The following is an 18098-nucleotide window of genomic DNA, read 5'->3' as shown; positions in this document are numbered from 1 at the left end:
CAGAGCGGCCAGCCGGACCGTCGGTCTGGCCGGTCGAGGACGCATGGTCGTGCTGATGATGAGGCGGGGGGCGTGATGGGCGTTGATCTCGAAGGGCTGGCGTACGAGCACGGCCCTGCCCTGTTGAGGTTCGCGTACCTGCTTACCGGGGACAGGGACGCAGCCCAAGACCTGACCCAGGCGGTCTTCGAGAAGCTGGGTCGCCGCGGCAGTGCGGACATCGAGGACCTGCCTGTGTATGCGCGCCGCGCTTTGGTGAACCTGCATCGGACTGAGTGGCGCCGCACGGCTGTACGTCGACGCTCGCTGGTTCGGCTCGCGGGGCTGGCCGACACCCACCCGCACGATCGGGACCCGGTCGACGCCACGTACGTCCGCGACGCGGTCGGGCAGGCGCTAGGGGTGCTGCCGGCGCGGCAGCGGGCCGCGATCGTCTTGAGGTACTACGAGGACCGCGACGACCGGCAGATCGCGGACCTTCTCGGTTGCCGGCCGGCGACCGTCCGGAGCTTGTTGGCCCGGGGTCGTGCGGCGTTGCGTTCGGAGCTCGCTGGGCTGTTGGAGCCCGAGGACGGAGGAGACCGGTGACCAGTAACGGACGAGCCCAGCAGGACGCTGACGCTGCGCTCGACGCGCTTCTGACCCGCGGCCTGAACGACCTGGCTCAGGACGCGCCCACGCACGTAGAGGTCTCCGCTCGCCAGCTGGCCCGGACCGTCCCAGGTGGCGCGAGTGGGACAACCGGTCGGACTCGACGCCCGACCACAGGGGCGGTGTTTCTGGGTGCCGCTGCGGCAGCCGCAGTCGCGGTCGTCGCCGTCAACGCACTCACCTCGGTCGGCGGTTCGGACCGTGGGACCGGCGGGGGTGGCGGTGCGTCGTGTCCGAGCTCGTTGCGGGTGGCCGGCCACGAGTACCGGTCGGCCGGGGACCTGCTACGGGAGCCGGTGCCGGGCGCTCGGGTCGGGAAGGCCCTGTTGCCCGGCGGCTGCGTTGACGGTGGCGGAAGCAGCCGGGACGGGACGACGGTGACGAACGCCCCGGAACCGGACTACACGGTCGACGCCTTCAAGGTCCCCGGTGTGTCCGTGGACGACGCTGTGCTCGCGAACGGGAAGATCTGGGTGAACGAGGAGCGGACGTCGCTACCACCGGCCGTCGTCGACTCACGTCGTGAGCAGCCGTGTGCTCTAGCTTCGGTGTCGGTGGTGACCGGGAAGCTCGTCAACGTGCACCCGAAGCGCGCCCCGAAGGTTGACGGTGACGTGACCGCGCCGTTCACCGCGTCGCTGTACAGCTCGGATCGAGCGTTGACCGGTGGACGGTGGCAGACCGTGCTGGTTGGGTTCCGAGTCCCTGCTGAGGGTGACGTAACCGGCCTGGCCGGGATGCGTGACCTGCTCTACAAGGGCAAGACCGCGGAAGTTCGACTTCGCTGCGCCGGCGCAAAGTACGTAGCGGACAGCGTCAAGGTCGCCGGACCCTGACCCGCCGGCGACCGCGTGACAGGGCGGCACGATGCGTCTCCGACCCCAGCGCAGTTCGTCGATGGGACCAACTGGCCGGGGTCGGAGGTTCAGCTTGTCGCTAGTACAGGTTGCGAAGGCCGAGGATGTCACCGCGGCCGAGAGTTCGGGCGCCGGACGCGCACGGGTCCATGTTCGTGCTCATGGTCAGGTAGCCGTGCGTGGACTCGGACACGTGCCCCATTCCAAACGCGTGTCCGAACTCGTGTACACCGACCCCGAGCAGGTCGTAGCGGTTGTAGCAGGTGGACGAGTCGGGCGTAGTGGTGAAGTAGAAGTCGGAGACGTTGAACCGGATGTCAGCGTTCCTGAGAGTGTTCGGTCCGGTACTCCAGATGCTCCACCAGCACGTCGCCGCAAGCGGCGGGTTGCCGTGGTCGTCAAGGTTGCCGAAGTCGACGACGTTGTACGCGTCGGCGGACAGGTACGACTCGCACGTGTAGCCGCCGTCGGCCACGTCGAACTCGGACTCGAGGGTCGTGTCGCCGATCGGAGTGTTCGCGGCGCTGACCTCGTCGGCCATGTTGCAGTCGTTGGCGTTCGCGATCTTGTTGGCCGCGGTCTTCATGGTCGACCAGGCGGTCGCCCTGGAGATGCCCGAGGGGAGGGCGCCGTCCCCGAGGTACCAGCCGAGCTGCGCGTCGCGCTTGACGTCGTTGGTGGTGTAGGCGGAGTCGTCGCAGGCCGCCGGCCCGCCGGAGCTCGAGCCGGCGGAGGGGAGGATCTCGTCGGTGGACACCTCAAGGGTGCCGTCGGGCGCTGTGCCGACGGTGAACCCGGAGACGCCGCCGCCGGCGGTGACCGCTTCGGTGCCGACGACGTACCCGGGCGCCGGGATGTGCAGCCGTTTCCCGCCGAACGAGACGACACGGTCGACGGCGTTGCACGCCTTGACGTTCACGTGTGCGGGAAGGGTGTGGACCTGGACTGCCCCGCCGTCTTCCGCGGCCCCGTCTGGGAGGGCGCAGGTCGGTGAGGCGGACACGGCCCCGCTGGATGAGGTCACCAGCGCGGAGCAAAGGAGTGCCCCGCCGGCTAGTGCGGAGATGAGCTTGTTCATGTTTCCCCCCGTTCAGTTGTGGTGGGGACACATTCCTCCGTGCGGCGGGACAGACCTAGCGGCGCCCCGCATCCTTTACGGAACCTTTGCTTTCCGTTGCCTACTTTGGTGGTCTGCACCGGGCGGACCGCGGCGGGTCAATCCCTGAGGTGGCGGAGGTGGTCCGCGACCCAGTGCATCGATTCAGCCGCGTCGTCCTCGGCCGCGTCGTCCTCGCTGTCGTAGTCGAAGAGAGCCTGCCCGTGTTGGGACGGCCGTGCTGGAACAGGCGTCACCCCGCTGGGCCGCACTGCTGAACCTCGACCCCACCGCAGCGAGCCGGGCATTCCGGGGCACGCTGCGAGGCAACGTCCGCGGACACCGGCCGTGTCCCCCGCCCCCCACCACACTCGGACAAAGGTCGCCCTCGTAAGAAGCCACCGCGCCGCCCGCCCACTGCAGGGAACCCCGGCTGGCCCGACCACCACCGCCCAGACCACCACCGAGGAGCCGTGAGCTCGGTCGCGCGGTAACCGCCTAGCCCAGTGTGCGACGTCCGGCGGGTCAGGCAGCCGTCCTCTCGATACCCGAGTGCGTGGTAGGTGAACCCAGCGACGAGACCGTAGGCGAGGTGTGGGAGGACATCGCTGACCCAGTCGGCGAAACCCCAGTCGCGCGGGTCACTGACACCGAGCGCCACCATCGGCCCGTTCGCCCCCACCAGCGCGACCGTGCCGATGAGCAGGCCACCGGTCATCGTCGGGAGCCGCCCCAGGGCACCGTTCGAGGTGTCGTCGACCAGTCCGAAGACGGCCCCTACGGCCACGCCGGTAGCGATGCCCAGGAGGGCACTGATGCCGTTGACCCGATTCGACCTGATGTCGTCCGCACCGGGCACGGCGACGCCGGTTGCGTCCGACAGCTTCTCCACGGTCAGCTCGGGGGTGCTGCTCGTCGGCCGCCCCCGCAGTGTCATGTCCAGGTAGGTGGCAGCGTTCAGCGCGGTCGTCCCGGCGGCACCGGCCACCGCCCCGCGCAGCACTCGAGTCCACATGCGCCTGCTCCTCTCGTCGTTGGTCCTTACCCCCGACCAGACCAGCTCTCTGCTCGATTGGTCAGCTGGGCGGGTACGGGTTCGCCTTCAGCAACCGGGCCAGGTGTGCGGTGTTCGCGGCGACCGACTTGTTCGCCGCCGTGGTCGCCTCGGGGCTGACGTCGTGGTCCTTGTAGTCGACCGACTGCATCGCTTCCCCGACCCAGTACGTGCCAGCGTTCGCGGCGACCGTGAAGCCGGTGTCGTTCAAGGCCTGGAGGCACTCGGCGACCGTGTGGTGGGCGCCGTCCTCGTTCCCGACGACCGCGACCGCGGCGACCTTCCCGTAGGTGAGCAACCGCCCCTCGTCGTCGGTCTCGGAGAGCTCGGCGTCGAGCCGCTCGAGAACCATCTTCGTCACCGAGGACGGCTGCCCGAGCCAGATCGGGGTGGCGATAACGAGGATGTCGGCGGCGAGAAGCTTGGCACGGATGGTCGGCCACTCGTCCCCGTCACCTTCGTCGGTGCTGACCCCGAACCGGACGTCATGGTCGACGACCCGGACCAGCTCTCCGGCCACGTCGTGCTTCTCGAGCTCGGCGAGGACTTGGCGTCCGATGAGGTCCGAGCTGGACTCGGCCGGTGACTTGCTCAGGGTGCAGACGAGGACGAGGGCGGTGAGGTCAGTCATGCCGCGGCGGTGCCCATCTGTGACGAATTCGATGCGCGAAACCGTTCTACTTCGTGACCGCCTCCAAGGGCAGCCCCGTCCGGCGGCCCCGCCCTGGGTTCGTGACGATCGGGCCCTTGACCTCGGCGATGGATGGTTCCAAAATGTCACTGCCCGAGTGGGCAGGTGGTACGTCTGATCGGGCAGCGTCACCATGGGCGGCGCTTACGCAGCCGTCGCTCTCCGGGTCGCCGCCCGCCGCCGACGGCGGGTACCCGACGGCCACGCGCCCTGGGGCGGCCACCGGAGGCCGTCCTTCCGGGTGCCGGAAAGTGTCAGCCCTCGACGCCGGTGCTGGTGTGCGGTTGCCCGACCGGCTTGGACTCCGGTGACCCGCGCTGGCGCAGGTAGATGCTCAACACCGCCATCGAACCGACGGCCAGGAACTCTGACTGCCAGTTCTGCAGTGTGCGGGACCAGAAGTCCGACCCGAACGCGTACTGGACCCACGTCAACGGGTCCTGCAACCGTTCCAGCTGCTCCTCGTTGTAGCTCGCCCAGCCGGCGACCGACTGCACGGCCCACGACGCCAAGAAGATGCTGCCCATCATCAGCGACAGCGACCAGGAGAACACCGCGGTCCGGGCTCCCCCGGACCTCGCCCACCTCGGTGAGTCCCCTACGGCGTAGCGGCCGACCTTCTGGTCCCGCTCGCTTTCGACGCCGGCCTTGTCGAGCTCTTTGGACTCCGGTGACCCGCGTTGCACCAACCAGACCGTTCCCAGGATGTAGAGCAGGAACTGCAGGTACTCGCTCTGCCAGTTCTCGGCCACGTCGACCGCAAAGTTCGCTGACGTCAGGTACTCGACCAGCCGGAGCTGCCCTAGTCCTGCGGCGACCTGGTCGCTGTTGAACGCAGCCCAGCCGGCGAACGCCTGCCCGACGAGCGCAGCTAGGAACAGGCCTCCGAAGGTGAGGCTCAGGGTGTGGTCACGCAACCGCCGCATCCGATACCCCTTTCATCCGTGCCGCAGGGCGAGGGCCAGGAAGTACGCGAGACCGACCCAGATGACCGCCAGGTAGATCACGAACACAGCGCGCACCTCAGCCGCCCTGCACTCGACAGTCGTACGGGTGACCCGGCACGGGTGAGCAGCCGGCCGCCATCACCTTCCACCCGGACTGGAACCGGGCCAGGAAGACCGTGTCCTGCTCGTACCGGACCTGGGTCATCGTCCCGTACTCGACCGCCCGGCCGACCGGTCCCGGGTCGGATAGTTCCTCGTCCTGGAGCGCCGCCGGGCACGCCTTCCCGGCGGTCTGTTCCAGTGATGCTTTCGTCTCCGGCGCCAGCAGGGCACACGCGGTCGGCCAGTCGGCTCCCACGACGGCGCGGTAGAACTGGTCCCCGATCGCGGCGGCGGGTGCCGGCGATGCGGCACATCCCGACAGCACAGTTGCCACCACGGCGACCAGCCAAGCGGTCGCGAAACGCCTTCCGGGTCTCGACCGGCCACGGGTACGCGGGTGAGGGGTCGCGGAGGGGACTGACACGTCGTCATCATGACGCTTGACCACGCCCCCGGCGCGGCGGCGCGCGCATCCCCTCCCCCAGACGCGGCCAGTCCTGGGGCGCGTTCAGAGCTCTACGCGTGTTCTGACCTTGCCCCACAACGCGTGCGGTGACGGACGTTGCCGTCAACCGTGCAGGCGCGACTCCTCGCCTCGCCTGCAACGACGAATGTGCGCTTGAGCCGGCACCAGCGGAGGCCGCGCGCGTCCTACTCAGGCGTGTCCTGACTCGATGACCGCACCGACGCGACCCGTTCCTCATCCTGACGGGAACGGGTCTCCTTGCGCGCGGCGTAGGCGGCCTTGCTGTTCTCGTGAGGGAAGGGCCCGTCCGGGATGGGAATTCCGAGGGCGCGACAGATCGGCTCCCAGCCGTCGTGCGGCTGCCATTCCACGAGCCGCTCCGGGGCGATCTCCGCGCGGACCTCGCACAGCCACCGCTGGTAGCCGGCGATAGCCTGGTCCCGGTCGTCGATGTCGGTAAAGAGGCCACGGAAGATGACTCTGAACAGTGGCACCATCGGATCGTCGTCGGCCTTCGCCAGCATCTCGCGCGTGCGGGGAAGAACGGTCGCCTCCATGCTGCGGTACCACACCTCGGGATCGCCGCGGTGCGACAGCAGCACCGGGGCGTCCGGATATGCCGCGGCCAGGTCGCGCCAGCAGTTGGAGAACGGTGCGTCTACCCCGGCGGCGTACCCGGACAGGAACTCTCCCCAAATGGGCGGCGCTCCGTCGATTGCGGCTACCCACGTCCGCGCGTGGTCGGGGTGCGCGAAGGCCTCGCTCATGTGGTAAACGGGCGCGTCCAAGAGGTACCGCAGAGCCTCGCGAAGCGAGGAAGTGCCGGTGCGGGGTAGACCGGCACCGATCAGCTGCATGGCCATGTCCGCAGTCTATGAACCCGGGCCTCGGACCATGCCCACGTGTGTCCGTCGTAGCGGTAGCGGCCGACGGGCGGAGGTTGGCCTGCGGCACCCGGTTCGACGCTCGCGTCCAGCCGGTCGTTCATGGTCGGCTCCGGGTCTCTTCCTCCGTGCGGAGCATCACCAGGGGAAGTTGAACCGTTGGCCCGTCTGCTTGAGGCCGGTGACCGCCGTGCAGTGGGTATCGCAGGTGTAGCTCGCCGTGCCGGTGTCCTACGGGTGGGACGTGTAGGTGTTGGGCCGGTCAGCTTGTCGGCGCGAGCTGCGCGAGGAAGACGCTATGGCCGTCGGTGGTGTGCTGCTCGTGCAAGGTCAGGTCGACGGTCGTCTCGTGCCCGTCGGCGCATGTGACCGGGACGGTCACGGTCGTGTCGAGCAGCGCACCGTTCCCGGTGAGCAGGTGTCTGGTCAGACCGGCGAGGTGCGCTTGGTGGAACCGGGTCGGGATGAGGTCGACGAGGCGTCGTCCGACGAGGTCGTCACGGTCGGGGTAGCCGAGCAGGGTGACTGCGGAGGCGCTGGCGGCGACAAGGCGCCCGTGGTCGTCGGCGGCCACCACCGCCGCTGTCGAACCGGTCACGCGGGTGTCGTCCCAGGCCACAGGACGGCCAGTCGGGGACACCTGGCGACCCGGGTCCCATCCGCGGACGGTGGCACCTTCGAGCTGGGTGCGGACCTGGCTGCACAGCCAGCGGCGCAGAGACCGCAGTTCGGGGGTGATCGGAGGGGTCAACAGCACCTGTTCGTCGGCCATCGCGAGAGCGTCCTCGAGGGCGTCGTCGAGCGCGACGAAGTGGGCGCGCTCAGCGGCCGTGACGCGGAGCTCCACCAAGGCAGCGGTCGCGTTGGGGCCGGTCGCCGCGGCGAGCGCCTCCCCCGGTGTGGTCATGGAAGGTGCGGGCGGAACGGCGGCGTCCAGCAGGGCGAGGGCATCACTGGCGGCGGCGTGCACCGCGACCGCGTCCCCTTCCGAACCGGCCTCGACGGTCACCAGGAGGTGCTCGCGCAGCAACGCGTCCGCGTGCTGCCGCCACGCCCAAAACAGCAGCACCGGCACGTTTACCAGTGTCACCAAAGCCGTACCAGCGGACGGTCCAGCCGATGGTTCGGCCGATGGTTCGGCTAGAGGTTCGGCCGGTGGACGCGCCGAGTTGGCTGGCTCGGTCGCCGGCTCGTCACGCTCCCCGGCCACCAGGTACGCGTGGGTGGCGTCAAAGTCGGCCAGCCACGCGTCCACGTCCCTTGAGACGTCCTGGACCGTAAGCCCGTGGCCGTCCACTTGCCCTCCCGGGGCTACTGGCACCAGTGGGTCGGCTCGTGAACTCGCGTCGTGCAGCTCGAACCAGACGGTCTTGCCTTCCGGGCGCAGCTCCACCCCCCAGTCGCTCGTCAACGCGGCCACCAGACGCAGCCCCCGTCCGGTGCCGGCCGTGTCGTCGTAGCCGCGCGTCCGTGGCGCCCGCGGGCTCCCGTCCACGATCTCGCCGCGGACCACTCCCGCGGCAGCCGCGACACCCACGTCGACCGGTGTGCCGGCGTGCACCACCGCGTTCGTGACCAGCTCGCTGACCACTGAGGTGACGTCGTCGATGACATCGTCGCGGCCCGCCAGATGCAACGTCTCCCGGGTGAACGAGCGCACCATCCGTACCGTCTGCGGCACCGGCGCTAGGCCTTCCAGGGTGCGCCACACCGCCCACCGGTCCTTCGGGTGCCGGCCCGTGTGCTGCCCCATCGGCGCGTTCTCCCTCCCCAGGTCCGACGAACTGCCGCAGACGACCGTGACCAGGTGCCGTCCCAGGCAGAAGATACGCCTTGGCCGCGTCGAGGCGCACCGTCTACCTAACCGGGCCCAGAGCGTGATGACGCCGGGAGCCGGGCGCGGGTCCGTTCCCGTCCACCACAACTTCGCCCACGCCCGCACCCGCTAGGCGTCCGGCGTTCCGGGCCGCATCACCATCCGTTCGACCAGGTCTGGTGCGCGCACAGCAACGAGGTCGTGCCACGTGCTTAGCGTGACCACACGCGCCGCACCGGTGGACGGGCCCTGCGACGTGTTCGGCCCAGTTTCTCGAGCCGCTGGTGCACGGCGAGGCGGGTGCCGGTGCTGTCGTCGTTGACGACCGAGCCGCTGTCGTCACGGAACACGATGTCCATGGCGGTGACCGGATCCACGAGCTGTCCTGGGCGCAGAAGGGTCTCGGGCATGCAAGCGCTCCGGCCCGGGGGCCGACTACCGCCGATGTGACGGATGGACCCGCGAGTCCACGTCTTTGGCCGCAGAGGTGGGCGAGTCGCATCCCTACGCCGGCTCGGTGACGACGGGCGACATCAGGTCGCGCAGCCTCAGCAACCCGTCACGGATCCGGCCCTTGGCGGTGCCGAGCGGGACCTGGAGCAGGCTGGAGACCTCGGTGTGCGTGTAGCCGCCGAAGTAAGCGAGCTCGATCGCCTGCCGCTGCCGCGGGGTCAGGGTGCCCAGGGCGGTGCGGACGGTCTGGGCGTCGAGGGACGCGATGGCTGACTCGATGGTCTGGTCGTACGGCGCCCGACGGCCCAGCTGGGCCGCAGTAGTGTCCCGTCGACGCCAGGACTCCGAGTGCCGGACCCGGTCCACGGCCTTGCGGTGGGCGATCGTCAACAGCCAGGAGAGACCCGAGCCCCGGAGGGGGTCGAAACGACCCGCGGTCTGCCACACCACCAGGAAGACCTCTTGGGTCACCTCCTGGGCCTGGTGGCTGTCCCCGAGCACGCCCAGCACCCGGGCGTGGACCCGTGAGCCCGTCGCCTCGTACATCGCGGCGAACGCGGCCGCGTCCCCGGCACCAACTGCCAACAGCTGCGTCTCGAGCGAATCGTTCAGCGGAGTCAGCCTTCGAGTGCGGCGTCGAGGGTGATGTCCACGCCCGTCAGGCCCTTGCTGACCGGACAGGTCGCCTTGGCCGCCTGGGCCGCGGTCTCGAAGCCCGCCGCGTCGACGCCCTCGACCTCGCCACGGACGGTCAACTTGATCCCGGTGAGCCGGAAGCCGCCGTCCGGGTCCGCGCCGAGCGACACCTCGGCCTTGACGTCCAGCGCAGTCGGGGTGCCACCGGCCTCGGCGATGACCGCCGAGAGCTGCATCGCGTAGCAGGACGAGTGCGCCGCCGCGATCAGCTCTTCCGGGCTGGTGGTGCCGTCGGCCTCCTCGGCCGCCCGCTTCGGGAACGACACGTCGTAGGTGCCGACGCGAGAGCTGCTGAGCTCGACCTCGCCGCTGCCCTCCTCCAGAGTTCCGTTCCAGGCCGTGCGAGCGGTGCGAGTGGGCATGAGGATCCTTCTTTCGAGCCGGGACAGTGGCGAAGCAGGTACCTTGTGCCCAAGTAACGAGGGCACAAACCATTCCAAGGCGTGCCAGACTGGAGCGATGGCAGCCCCCGAGATCAGACCGCTCTCCGACCAGCTGTGCTTCGACCTGTACGCCGCGTCGCGGGCGGTCACGAACCTGTACCGGCCGATCCTCGGAGAGCTGGGCCTGACCTACCCGCAGTTCCTGGTCCTGGTCGTGCTCTGGGACGAAGGCACCTGCACCGTCCGGGAGCTCGCGGATGCCCTGCGTCTGGACCACGGAACGCTGACCCCACTGCTGCGACGCATGCAGGGCAACGGTCTGATCGCCCGGAACCGATCGAGCGCGGACGAGCGGTTCGTCGAGATCAGCCTGACCCGGCAAGGCGACGCCCTGCGCAGTCACTCGGTGCGGATCCACTGCGCCATCAAGGAGGTCCTCGGCCTCGACGAGGACCAGTTCACCGCACTGCAACAGACCCTGCGCATGCTGACCGACAACGCGACGCCCCCGCGCTGAAAGTGGCTAGTGCGGGTGGTCGCGGTTGACGGTCCGCCCGCCGAGGACCCGGACGGCGACCAGGCCGCCGAAGACCAGGACCACCAGAAACGCCATCATCAACACCAGGACCACCGGCATGTGCATCATGCGGACCTCCTTGCCCGACCTCAGACGCTACCGACGACCGGGCTCGAGCAGCTGAAGGAGTCGTTACGGTCCGCTGACGTCACCGAAGCTTTCGCCGGCCGCGGTGGTCCCGGGTACCGGCTGACGCGAAGAACCCGAGTGAGCACCGCTCGGTTAGCCCGCGAACGCGGCCGGCTACTGCAGCTCGACGTGGCTTGTCAGCCCGCCGCGTGGTTGGCGTCGCGATCGGCGTTCCGTAGTGTCGGAAGCCCACGGTGAGGCGACGGAGGACCGATGAGCGACCCGAGCCCGTACATCATCCTCGATGCTGCCGGATGGCGCGTCACCAACGTCGACGGCGATCCCACGAACGGCAAGATCCGCTACGGCAAGGACGACTGGGAGCTGCGCGTCAACTGGCGGCCGGACCGCTGGTTCGACGGGTACCTCGCCAGCCGCCGACACATCAGCCCGGCGACCGCGGTCACCCTGGTCGGCGAGCCCACTGAGATGTGGGCCTACCATCGCCGCGATCACACGGTGATAGGGCCCGTCCACGGGGAGACCTTCCTCGAGGTTCGGGGCGAGGGCATGGAGCGCGCAGCGTTTGTCGAACTGCTCGACCAACTGCGCCGGGTCCACACCGGCGCGTTCGACGCGAGGCTGCCAGCCGACGTCGTGCGTCCCCATCAGGCTGCGGCGACCGTGACTCTGTTGCTGTCCGGCGTCGAGACCCCAGACGGGTTCGACGCCACCACGATCGCAGTCCCGCCGTACCAGCAGCCCTACCACTTCGCCGCGCACGTCACCGGGAGCGTTGGGTGTGCCTGGATCGACCAGTACGGCGCCGCACGGGCCTCTGGTGACCACGCCGCACAACGGCAGGCTGTCGCCGCCATGAGTGGCAGCCGACGCTGGCCGGTGCTGCGCGGGATCCAGCACGCTGGCGACTGGTCGGAAGAATTCTGGTGTGTCGCCGACGACATGGCCGCCGACAAACCCCCCGGTGACCTGCACGGGCGAATCTGTCCCGGCGCCGCCCACGGCACGCCCACGTAGCGGTTCAGGCCCCCAACTGCGCCAACTGTCGAACTACGCCCCCCGGGGGGCGCCCGGTACGCCCCGTCATCGGCACGTCAAAGCTTTGGCTGGTGTTTCGCCCTCCCTGCTTTCGGAGGGGGCCCGGCCGGGTCAGGACACTCGGAACTGTTCTGCGCGGTGTCTTCGCAGGGTCAGGCCGTTTCCCGGGGCGTCGGTGAGCGTGAGCGTCCCGTTGACGGCCTCGGTGGCACCGTCGAACAGCAGGGACTCGATGCGGGTGTGGTCGTGGAACCACTCGAGGTGGCGCAGGTTGGGGGTGGCGGCGGCGACGGCGGCGTGCGCGTGCGGTGCGCAGTGACCGGACACGTCCAGGTGCCGGCTTGCGGCGACCGCCGCGATCCGGAGCCATTCGGTGATGCCGCCACAACGGGTGACGTCGACCTGGAGGCAGTCGACTGCTTCGGCGGCGAGCATCCGTCCGAAGTAGGTGAGGTCGTAGCCGTACTCTCCGGCCGTGACGTCGGCACCGACTGCGTCCCGGACCCGGGCCAGGCCGGCGAGGTCGTCGGAGGAGACCGGTTCCTCGAACCAGGTCACCTGAGCACCCGAGTCGTGTAGGTTGCGCCACCAGTTGATGGCTTGTTGGGCCCCGTAGGCGCCGTTGGCGTCGACGAACAGGTCGATGTGCGGACCGAGCGCGGCCCGGGCCTGGCGGACGCGTGAGGTGTCGCGTGCCAGCCGGGCGCCGTGGTCCTCACCGACCTTGATCTTGACCGCGGTGAAGCCGGCCGTTGCCCAGCCGTCCAGCTGGTCGCGCATCTGGTGGTCGGTGTAGGTGGTGAACCCACCACTACCGTAGAGCGGGACGGTGGCGCGGACCTGTCCGAGGAGTCGGTGCAGGGGGGAGCTCGAGAAGCCGTGACTTCAGGTCCCACAGGGCCAGGTCGACGGCCGACAGGGCCATCGCGCCGGCGCCGGGTCGGCCGTCGTTGCGGAGGCTGTCGGCCATTGCGTGGTTGCTGCCGGTCACGTCGAGCGCGCTCCGTCCGGTCACCACCCCGGCCAGGCGGCCGCGGACCAGGTCGGCCAGGGCCGGTGGCCCGTACGTCCACCCGACGCCGACGGTGTTCCCGGCCGCAGCTTCGACCAGCACCATGGTGGTCGAGTCCCAGGCAAGTGTCCCGTCGGCCTCGGGGGCGTCGGTCGGGATGGTGTAGACGCTGACGGTCAGCGAGCGCACGGGTACGTCCGTGTCGTGAAGTCGTGCGGCTCGGGCCGGTACGCGCCGCAGTGACCTGCCCAGGGTGGGTTCGGGGGCCGTCGCAACGGGTCGATGAACCGGGGTACGCGCGGGTGTGGGCAGGCCTGCAGAGGGGGTCACTGGTCGGTGTGCGGCAGGAACTCCTGCGCCTTGGTCTTGAGTCCCTCCTTGAGGATGGCCCAGCGGTTCTGGTCACCCTTCAGGAGGGCTTCGGCGGCGTCCTTCATCTGCTCGAACGTGGCGTGCGGGGGGGATGGGTGGGATGTTCGGGTCGGTGTGCACGTCCAGCACCGTGGGTCGGTCCGCACGCAGTGCGTCGCGCCACGCGGTCTCGAGCTGGTCGGGGTCGGTGACCGTGACCGCGTTCAGTCCGATGGACTCGGCGAACCCGGCGTAGGAGACCTCCGGGAGTGCCTGGGACTCCACGAACTTCGGTGAGCCGCCCATCGCTCGCAGCTCCCAGGTGACCTGGTTCAGGTCGTTGTTGTGCAGCACGGCGATGACCAGCCGTGGGTCGGACCACTCGGGCCAGTACCGGTTGATGGTGAGGAGCTCGGCGAGACCGTTCATCTGCATGGCTCCGTCGCCCTCGAACACGATGACGGGCCGGTTCGGGTGGGCGAACTTCGCGCCGATGCCGTAGGGGACTCCGGGGCCCATGGTAGCCAGGGTGCCGGACAGGCTGCCGCGGATGTCGCCGCGGAACTTCAGCTGGCGCGCGTACCAGTTCGCGGCCGAGCCGCTGTCCGCGACCACGATCGCGTCGTCTGGGAGGAGCGGGGAGACTTCGGAGAACAGGCGCATCGGGTTGACCTGACCTTCGGGGACCTCCACGTGCGCTTCGGCGTGCATGGTCTGCCACCACCGGTGCACGTTCTTGGTGATGGTCTCCTGCCAGGTCCGGTCGTCCTTGCGGTTCAGGAGCGGGATAAGGGCCTGCAGGGTGGTGGTGGCGTCACCGACGAGGTTCACCTCGTAGGGGTACCGCATCCCGATCATGGTTCCGTCGATGTCGATCTGGACGGCGCGGGCCTGGTCCAGCGGCGGCATGAACTGGGTGTAGGGGAAGCTCGACCCGATGGTGAGCAGGGTGTCGCAGTCGTTCATCATCTCGTAGCTCGGTCGGGTGCCGAGCAGCCCGATGGAGCCGGTCACGTAGGGCAGCTCGTCGGACAGGGCGTCCTTGCCGAGCAGGGCCTTTGCGACACCGGCGCCGAGCAGGTCGGCGACCTGCTCGACCTCGTCGCGGGCGCCGCGGGCGCCCTGCCCGACGAGTACGGCGACCTTGGTGCCGGTGTTGAGCAGGTCCGCGGCGCGGCGGACGGCGGCGTCGTCGGGGACGGTGCTTGGCCAGTCGATGCCGAGGCTGGACGGCACCATCTTGAACGCGTGCCCCGGCGGGGTGTACTCGAGCTCCTGGACGTCGTTGGGGATGATCAGCGCCGTCGGGGCACGCCGGGTCAGCGCGGTCCGGATCGCCCGGTCCAGCACGTTGGGAAGCTGCTCGGGGACGGTCACCATCTGCACGTAGTCGCTGGCCACGTCCTTGAACAGGCTGAGCAGGTCCACTTCTTGCTGGTAGCTGCCGCCCATCGCGGACCGGTTCGTCTGTCCGACGATCGCGACGACCGGGACGTGGTCGAGCTTGGCGTCGTAGAGACCGTTCAGCAGATGGATGGCGCCGGGACCCGAGGTCGCGGCGCACACCCCGACGTTGCCGCTGAACTTGGCGTACCCGACCGCCTCGAACGCGCTCATCTCCTCGTGCCGGGACTGGACGAACTGGGGCTGGTTGTCGGCACGTCCGAACGCACCGAGCAGCCCATTGATGCCGTCGCCCGGGTAGGCGAAGACGTGCTCGACGTTCCAGTCGCGCAGCCGCGACAGCAGATAGTCAGCCACCGTGGGTGATGCCATGGGTTCCACTTCCTCTTCTCTCCATTGGGCGCTTCTCGAAGATGGGGCGCTGGTCACGTGAGGGGGGAGTCCTCGGGGCCGGGCCAGGCGTGTCACCGCGGCCCGCACGGTCCACGCGGCGAGCACTGCTGTGCCGGTCGCGGTGAGGCCGGCAGCCCCCAGCGCACCCCCCGGGCCAGGCGGGACGGTGCGACCGGTGGGCCACCGGTCGTCCTCAGCGGCGCACCAGCGCTGGACTCGTGCGACGTGGGCAGACCGGTCGCGAGGAGCTCTGCCAGGTGCACCGCCTGGCGGCCTCCGGAGTCCAGATCATGAATCTGGGTGCGGCAGGAGAACCCGTCGGCCAGGACGACGGTCGCCGGATCCGCATCGCGCAGCCGAGGCAACAACACCTGCTCGGCCAACGCCTCGCTGACCTCGCCGTGCCCGGCGGTGAACCCGAAGTTCCCGGCCAGTCCGCAACAGCCGGACTCCAGGTGCTCCACGTCGACCCCGGCTGACTTCAACAGTTGCTCGTCGGCGTCCCAGCCCAGGACCGCATGCTGATGGCAGTGCACCTGTGCCAGAGCCTGGACCGGACCAGGTGCCTGGCCTGCTACCGGCGGCGGGGTCCACCCGGGGGTGTGCTCGGTAAGCAGTTCGGCGAGGGTGACGGTGTGGTCACGCAGCCGGTGCACGTCCTGGTCGGTGGGGAACATCTCCGGGGCGTCGCTGCGGAACACCGCCGTGCAGGACGGTTCGAGACCGACGACGTAGCCGCCGTCGCGCACGTGCGGTGCCAGCGCGGCGATGGTGCGTTGGAGCACCTTCTTCGCCACGGACAGCTGTCCGGTGGAGATCCAGGTCAGGCCGCAGCACAGCGGCTCGGTGGGCATCTCCACCTGCCAGCCGGCGTCCTCGAGGAGCGCGACGGCGGCCCGGCCGATGTGTGGCGCGAACGCGTTGGTGAACGTGTCGGGCCACAGCAGAACGGTGCCCCGGTGTCCGGCCGGCCGGGCCGGGTCGTGGTTTCGTGCCTGCCACCACTGCTGCAGGGTCTGGGACGCGAACAGGGGCACCTCGCGGTTCTCCAGCCCGGCCAATCGAGTCGCGAGCCAGTGCAGCCCGGGGGCGTGGCCGACCGCGTTCACGACGGCCGCGGAGTGGGTCCGAGCGACGACCTGAGCGAGCACCGGCGCCCAACCGGTGGCGTAGTCCGCGCGCGGCCGGAGCCGCCCCTTGTAGTGGTGGGCGAGGAACTCGGCCTTGTAGGTGGCCATGTCCACCGAGGCGGGACAGTCGTGCTTGCAGCCTTTGCACGCCAGACACAGGTCGAGGGCGTCCCTGACTTCGGTGGAACGCCAGCCATCGGTGACCGGGCTGTCCCCGTGCCCGTTCAGCATCTCGAACAGCAGCCGGGCCCGGCCGCGGGTGGAATGCTCCTCGTCGCGGGTGACCTGGTACGACGGGCACATCACCGCCCCGGCGGTGTGGCTGTCTTGTCGGCACTTCCCCACTCCCACGCACCGGTTGGCGGCCTCAGCGAACGACCCGCCGTCGTTCGGGAAGCCGAAGAACAGGTCTTGGGGGTTGCTCGGGGCCCAGGTGTTCCCGAGCCGGAGATGCTCGTCGAGGGCGGCCGGGTAGACGACTTTTCCGGGGTTCATCCGGTCGGTTGGGTCGAACAGGTCCTTGACCTGTCCGAACAGCTCGACGACCCGCTCGCCGAACATCCGGGTCAGCAGCTCGCCACGGGACTGGCCGTCGCCGTGCTCCCCGGACAGGGACCCTCCGTAGCCGACCACCAGGTCCGCGGCGCGTTCCATGAACCGTCGGTAGGTGGCGACCCCCCTCGGCGGAGTACAGGTCGAACGGGATGCGGGTGTGCACGCAGCCCTGTCCGAAGTGCCCGTACAGGCTGGGGCCGGTGTCGCTGGCGAACCCGAACTCCTCGTACAAGCCGCGCAGGTCGCGCAGGTAGTCCCCCAGTCGTGCGGGTGGCACGGCGGAGTCCTCCCACCCCTCGAACGTGTCGCGCCGGTGCGGGACGTGCGCGGTCGCGCCGAGCCCGGACTCGCGGACCAGCCAGAGCTCGTCCTCCTGGGTCGGGTCGTCCATCACCTTCACGCTCGGGTCGTGTGGGCCGTCCTCGAGCGCGGCCAGCATCTTGCGGGCGGCGGCGTCGGCTTCCTCGGTGGTGTCCCCGCCGAACTGCACCATCAGGAACCCGGTCCCCTGCGGCATCTCCTCGAGGGCCGACGCGTTCATGCCCTTCAGATGCTGGTCCCGGATCAGGTAGTGGTCGACCCCCTCCAAGGCGATGGGGTCGTGCTCGACGATGGCGGGGACCGCGTCCGCGGCGGCGGCGATGTCGGGGAACCCGAGGACCACCAGCGTTCGCTCCTTGACGACCGGGACGAGCTTGAGCTCGGCGCGCAGGACGGTGACCAGGGTGGCCTCGCTGCCGACCAGGAAGCCGGCGACGTCGAAGTCGTGCTCGGGCAGCAGCGAGTCGAGGTTGTAGCCGGACACCCGGCGCGGGATGTCCGGGTAGGTCTCGCGGATCAGGTCGCCATGCTCCTTGCGGAGCCGTCGCAGCGTCCGGTAGACGTGCGCGCGCCGGTCCCCGCGCCGCTCGATGACCCGGTACTCCAAGTCGCTGGTCGGCCCGCACGTGAACCTGGTGCCGTCGTAGAGCAGCACCTCGAGCCCGGCGAGGTTGTCGACGACCTTGCCGGTGCGTTGCGCGGTCGCCCCGCACGAGTTGTTCCCGATCATCCCGCCGAGCGTGCAGTTCATGTGGGTGGCCGGCTCTGGCCCGTACCGGAGTCCGAGCGGCGCGAGCTGACGGTTCAGGTCGTCCAGGACGATGCCGGGTTCGACCAGGCAGGTGCGGGCCTCGGGGTCGACCGAGAGGAGGTGGTTGCAGTACTTGGAGAAATCGATGACGACGGCGACGTTCGTGCACTGCCCGGCGAGCGACGTGCCGCCGCCGCGGGACACCACCGGCACCGCGTGGTCGCGGCAGACGCGCATCACGTCGACAACGGTCTCCACGGTGCGCGGGACGACCACACCGATGGGCACCTGCCGGAAGTTGGACGCGTCCGTGGAGTACGCGGCGCGGCTTCCGGCATCGAACCGGACCTCGCCGTCCACGACCCGTTCGAGTGCCGCTT

Annotated in this window: 19 protein-coding genes and 1 pseudogene; 5 read left to right on the top strand and 15 right to left on the bottom strand. The window is 69.5% G+C overall.

Annotation, left to right across the window (positions count from 1 at the left end; all coding sequences use genetic code 11):
* Positions 1-75: 75 nt before the first annotated feature.
* The gene (locus tag KRR39_RS08295; protein ID WP_216941570.1) at positions 76-588 is read left to right on the top strand and encodes a sigma-70 family RNA polymerase sigma factor; all 513 of its coding nucleotides are present in this window, start codon (positions 76-78) and stop codon (positions 586-588) included.
* A 185-nt stretch (positions 589-773) separates the two neighbouring features.
* On the top strand, positions 774-1487 hold the full coding sequence (locus KRR39_RS08290; protein ID WP_216941569.1) for a DUF6281 family protein: 714 nt from the start codon (positions 774-776) through the stop codon (positions 1485-1487).
* A 100-nt stretch (positions 1488-1587) separates the two neighbouring features.
* On the opposite strand, the gene KRR39_RS08285 is transcribed toward KRR39_RS08290, so the two are convergent.
* Positions 1588-2427, bottom strand: a complete 840-nt coding sequence (locus KRR39_RS08285) for a matrixin family metalloprotease (RefSeq protein WP_216941568.1) — start codon at positions 2425-2427, stop codon at positions 1588-1590.
* Between the two features lie 992 nt (positions 2428-3419).
* Between KRR39_RS08285 and KRR39_RS25580 the strand changes: the two genes are divergently transcribed.
* Positions 3420-3551 (top strand): hypothetical protein, encoded by a 132-nt coding sequence (locus tag KRR39_RS25580; RefSeq protein WP_302053564.1) that lies wholly within the window; start codon positions 3420-3422, stop codon positions 3549-3551.
* A 129-nt stretch (positions 3552-3680) separates the two neighbouring features.
* On the opposite strand, the gene KRR39_RS08280 is transcribed toward KRR39_RS25580, so the two are convergent.
* The 8 genes from KRR39_RS08280 to KRR39_RS08245 form a co-directional block, all read right to left on the bottom strand.
* The gene (locus KRR39_RS08280) at positions 3681-4289 is read right to left on the bottom strand and encodes a flavodoxin family protein (RefSeq protein ID WP_216941567.1); all 609 of its coding nucleotides are present in this window, start codon (positions 4287-4289) and stop codon (positions 3681-3683) included.
* Between the two features lie 314 nt (positions 4290-4603).
* Positions 4604-5275: a DUF6766 family protein gene (locus KRR39_RS08275; RefSeq protein ID WP_216941566.1), complete on the bottom strand. Its 672-nt coding sequence runs from the start codon at positions 5273-5275 to the stop codon at positions 4604-4606.
* Positions 5276-5372: 97 nt separating this feature from the next.
* Positions 5373-5735 carry a hypothetical protein gene (locus tag KRR39_RS08270; RefSeq protein ID WP_254185605.1) on the bottom strand — a complete coding sequence of 121 codons (363 nt, stop codon included), beginning with the start codon at positions 5733-5735 and terminating at the stop codon, positions 5373-5375.
* A 314-nt stretch (positions 5736-6049) separates the two neighbouring features.
* Positions 6050-6727, bottom strand: coding sequence for a sulfotransferase family protein (locus KRR39_RS08265; protein ID WP_216941565.1), 678 nt, complete (start codon positions 6725-6727; stop codon positions 6050-6052).
* Between the two features lie 283 nt (positions 6728-7010).
* Complete coding sequence (locus tag KRR39_RS08260) at positions 7011-8501, bottom strand: ATP-binding protein (RefSeq protein ID WP_216941564.1); 1491 nt, start codon at positions 8499-8501, stop codon at positions 7011-7013.
* A 275-nt stretch (positions 8502-8776) separates the two neighbouring features.
* Positions 8777-8941, bottom strand: coding sequence for a hypothetical protein (locus tag KRR39_RS08255; RefSeq protein WP_216941563.1), 165 nt, complete (start codon positions 8939-8941; stop codon positions 8777-8779).
* A gap of 127 nt (positions 8942-9068) precedes the next feature.
* The gene (locus tag KRR39_RS08250; protein ID WP_254185604.1) at positions 9069-9602 is read right to left on the bottom strand and encodes a sigma-70 family RNA polymerase sigma factor; all 534 of its coding nucleotides are present in this window, start codon (positions 9600-9602) and stop codon (positions 9069-9071) included.
* A 32-nt stretch (positions 9603-9634) separates the two neighbouring features.
* Positions 9635-10075 (bottom strand): OsmC family peroxiredoxin, encoded by a 441-nt coding sequence (locus tag KRR39_RS08245; protein WP_216941562.1) that lies wholly within the window; start codon positions 10073-10075, stop codon positions 9635-9637.
* 97 nt (positions 10076-10172) lie between these two features.
* Here KRR39_RS08245 and KRR39_RS08240 point away from each other — a divergent pair, with 97 nt between their 5' ends.
* Positions 10173-10613, top strand: a complete 441-nt coding sequence (locus tag KRR39_RS08240; protein ID WP_216941561.1) for a MarR family winged helix-turn-helix transcriptional regulator — start codon at positions 10173-10175, stop codon at positions 10611-10613.
* 6 nt (positions 10614-10619) lie between these two features.
* Here the strand turns inward: KRR39_RS08240 and KRR39_RS25575 are convergent, their stop codons facing one another.
* Positions 10620-10742 carry a hypothetical protein gene (locus KRR39_RS25575; RefSeq protein WP_302053563.1) on the bottom strand — a complete coding sequence of 41 codons (123 nt, stop codon included), beginning with the start codon at positions 10740-10742 and terminating at the stop codon, positions 10620-10622.
* 273 nt (positions 10743-11015) lie between these two features.
* Between KRR39_RS25575 and KRR39_RS08235 the strand changes: the two genes are divergently transcribed.
* Entirely contained in the window at positions 11016-11780 is a 765-nt protein-coding gene (locus tag KRR39_RS08235; protein ID WP_216941560.1) for a hypothetical protein, read from the top strand.
* A gap of 132 nt (positions 11781-11912) precedes the next feature.
* On the opposite strand, the gene KRR39_RS08230 is transcribed toward KRR39_RS08235, so the two are convergent.
* The 5 genes and pseudogenes from KRR39_RS08230 to KRR39_RS24560 all read right to left on the bottom strand — a co-directional run.
* Positions 11913-12581, bottom strand: a complete 669-nt coding sequence (locus KRR39_RS08230) for an enolase C-terminal domain-like protein (RefSeq protein WP_216941559.1) — start codon at positions 12579-12581, stop codon at positions 11913-11915.
* A 31-nt stretch (positions 12582-12612) separates the two neighbouring features.
* Complete coding sequence (locus KRR39_RS08225; protein ID WP_216941558.1) at positions 12613-13002, bottom strand: enolase-like domain-containing protein; 390 nt, start codon at positions 13000-13002, stop codon at positions 12613-12615.
* Between the two features lie 213 nt (positions 13003-13215).
* Positions 13216-14940: a thiamine pyrophosphate-requiring protein gene (locus tag KRR39_RS08220; protein WP_254185603.1), complete on the bottom strand. Its 1725-nt coding sequence runs from the start codon at positions 14938-14940 to the stop codon at positions 13216-13218.
* A gap of 92 nt (positions 14941-15032) precedes the next feature.
* Entirely contained in the window at positions 15033-16745 is a 1713-nt protein-coding gene (locus KRR39_RS24565) for a (Fe-S)-binding protein (protein ID WP_254185602.1), read from the bottom strand.
* Between the two features lie 85 nt (positions 16746-16830).
* Positions 16831-17955, bottom strand: a pseudogene (locus tag KRR39_RS24560) (FAD-binding oxidoreductase); the annotation flags it as partial.
* Positions 17956-18098 lie beyond the last annotated feature (143 nt).

This window comes from Nocardioides panacis (genome assembly GCF_019039255.1).
Lineage (GTDB): Bacteria > Actinomycetota > Actinomycetes > Propionibacteriales > Nocardioidaceae > Nocardioides_B > Nocardioides_B panacis.
The sequence above is the reverse complement of the archived record's forward strand: the minus strand, read 5'-3'. Positions and strand labels throughout refer to the sequence as shown.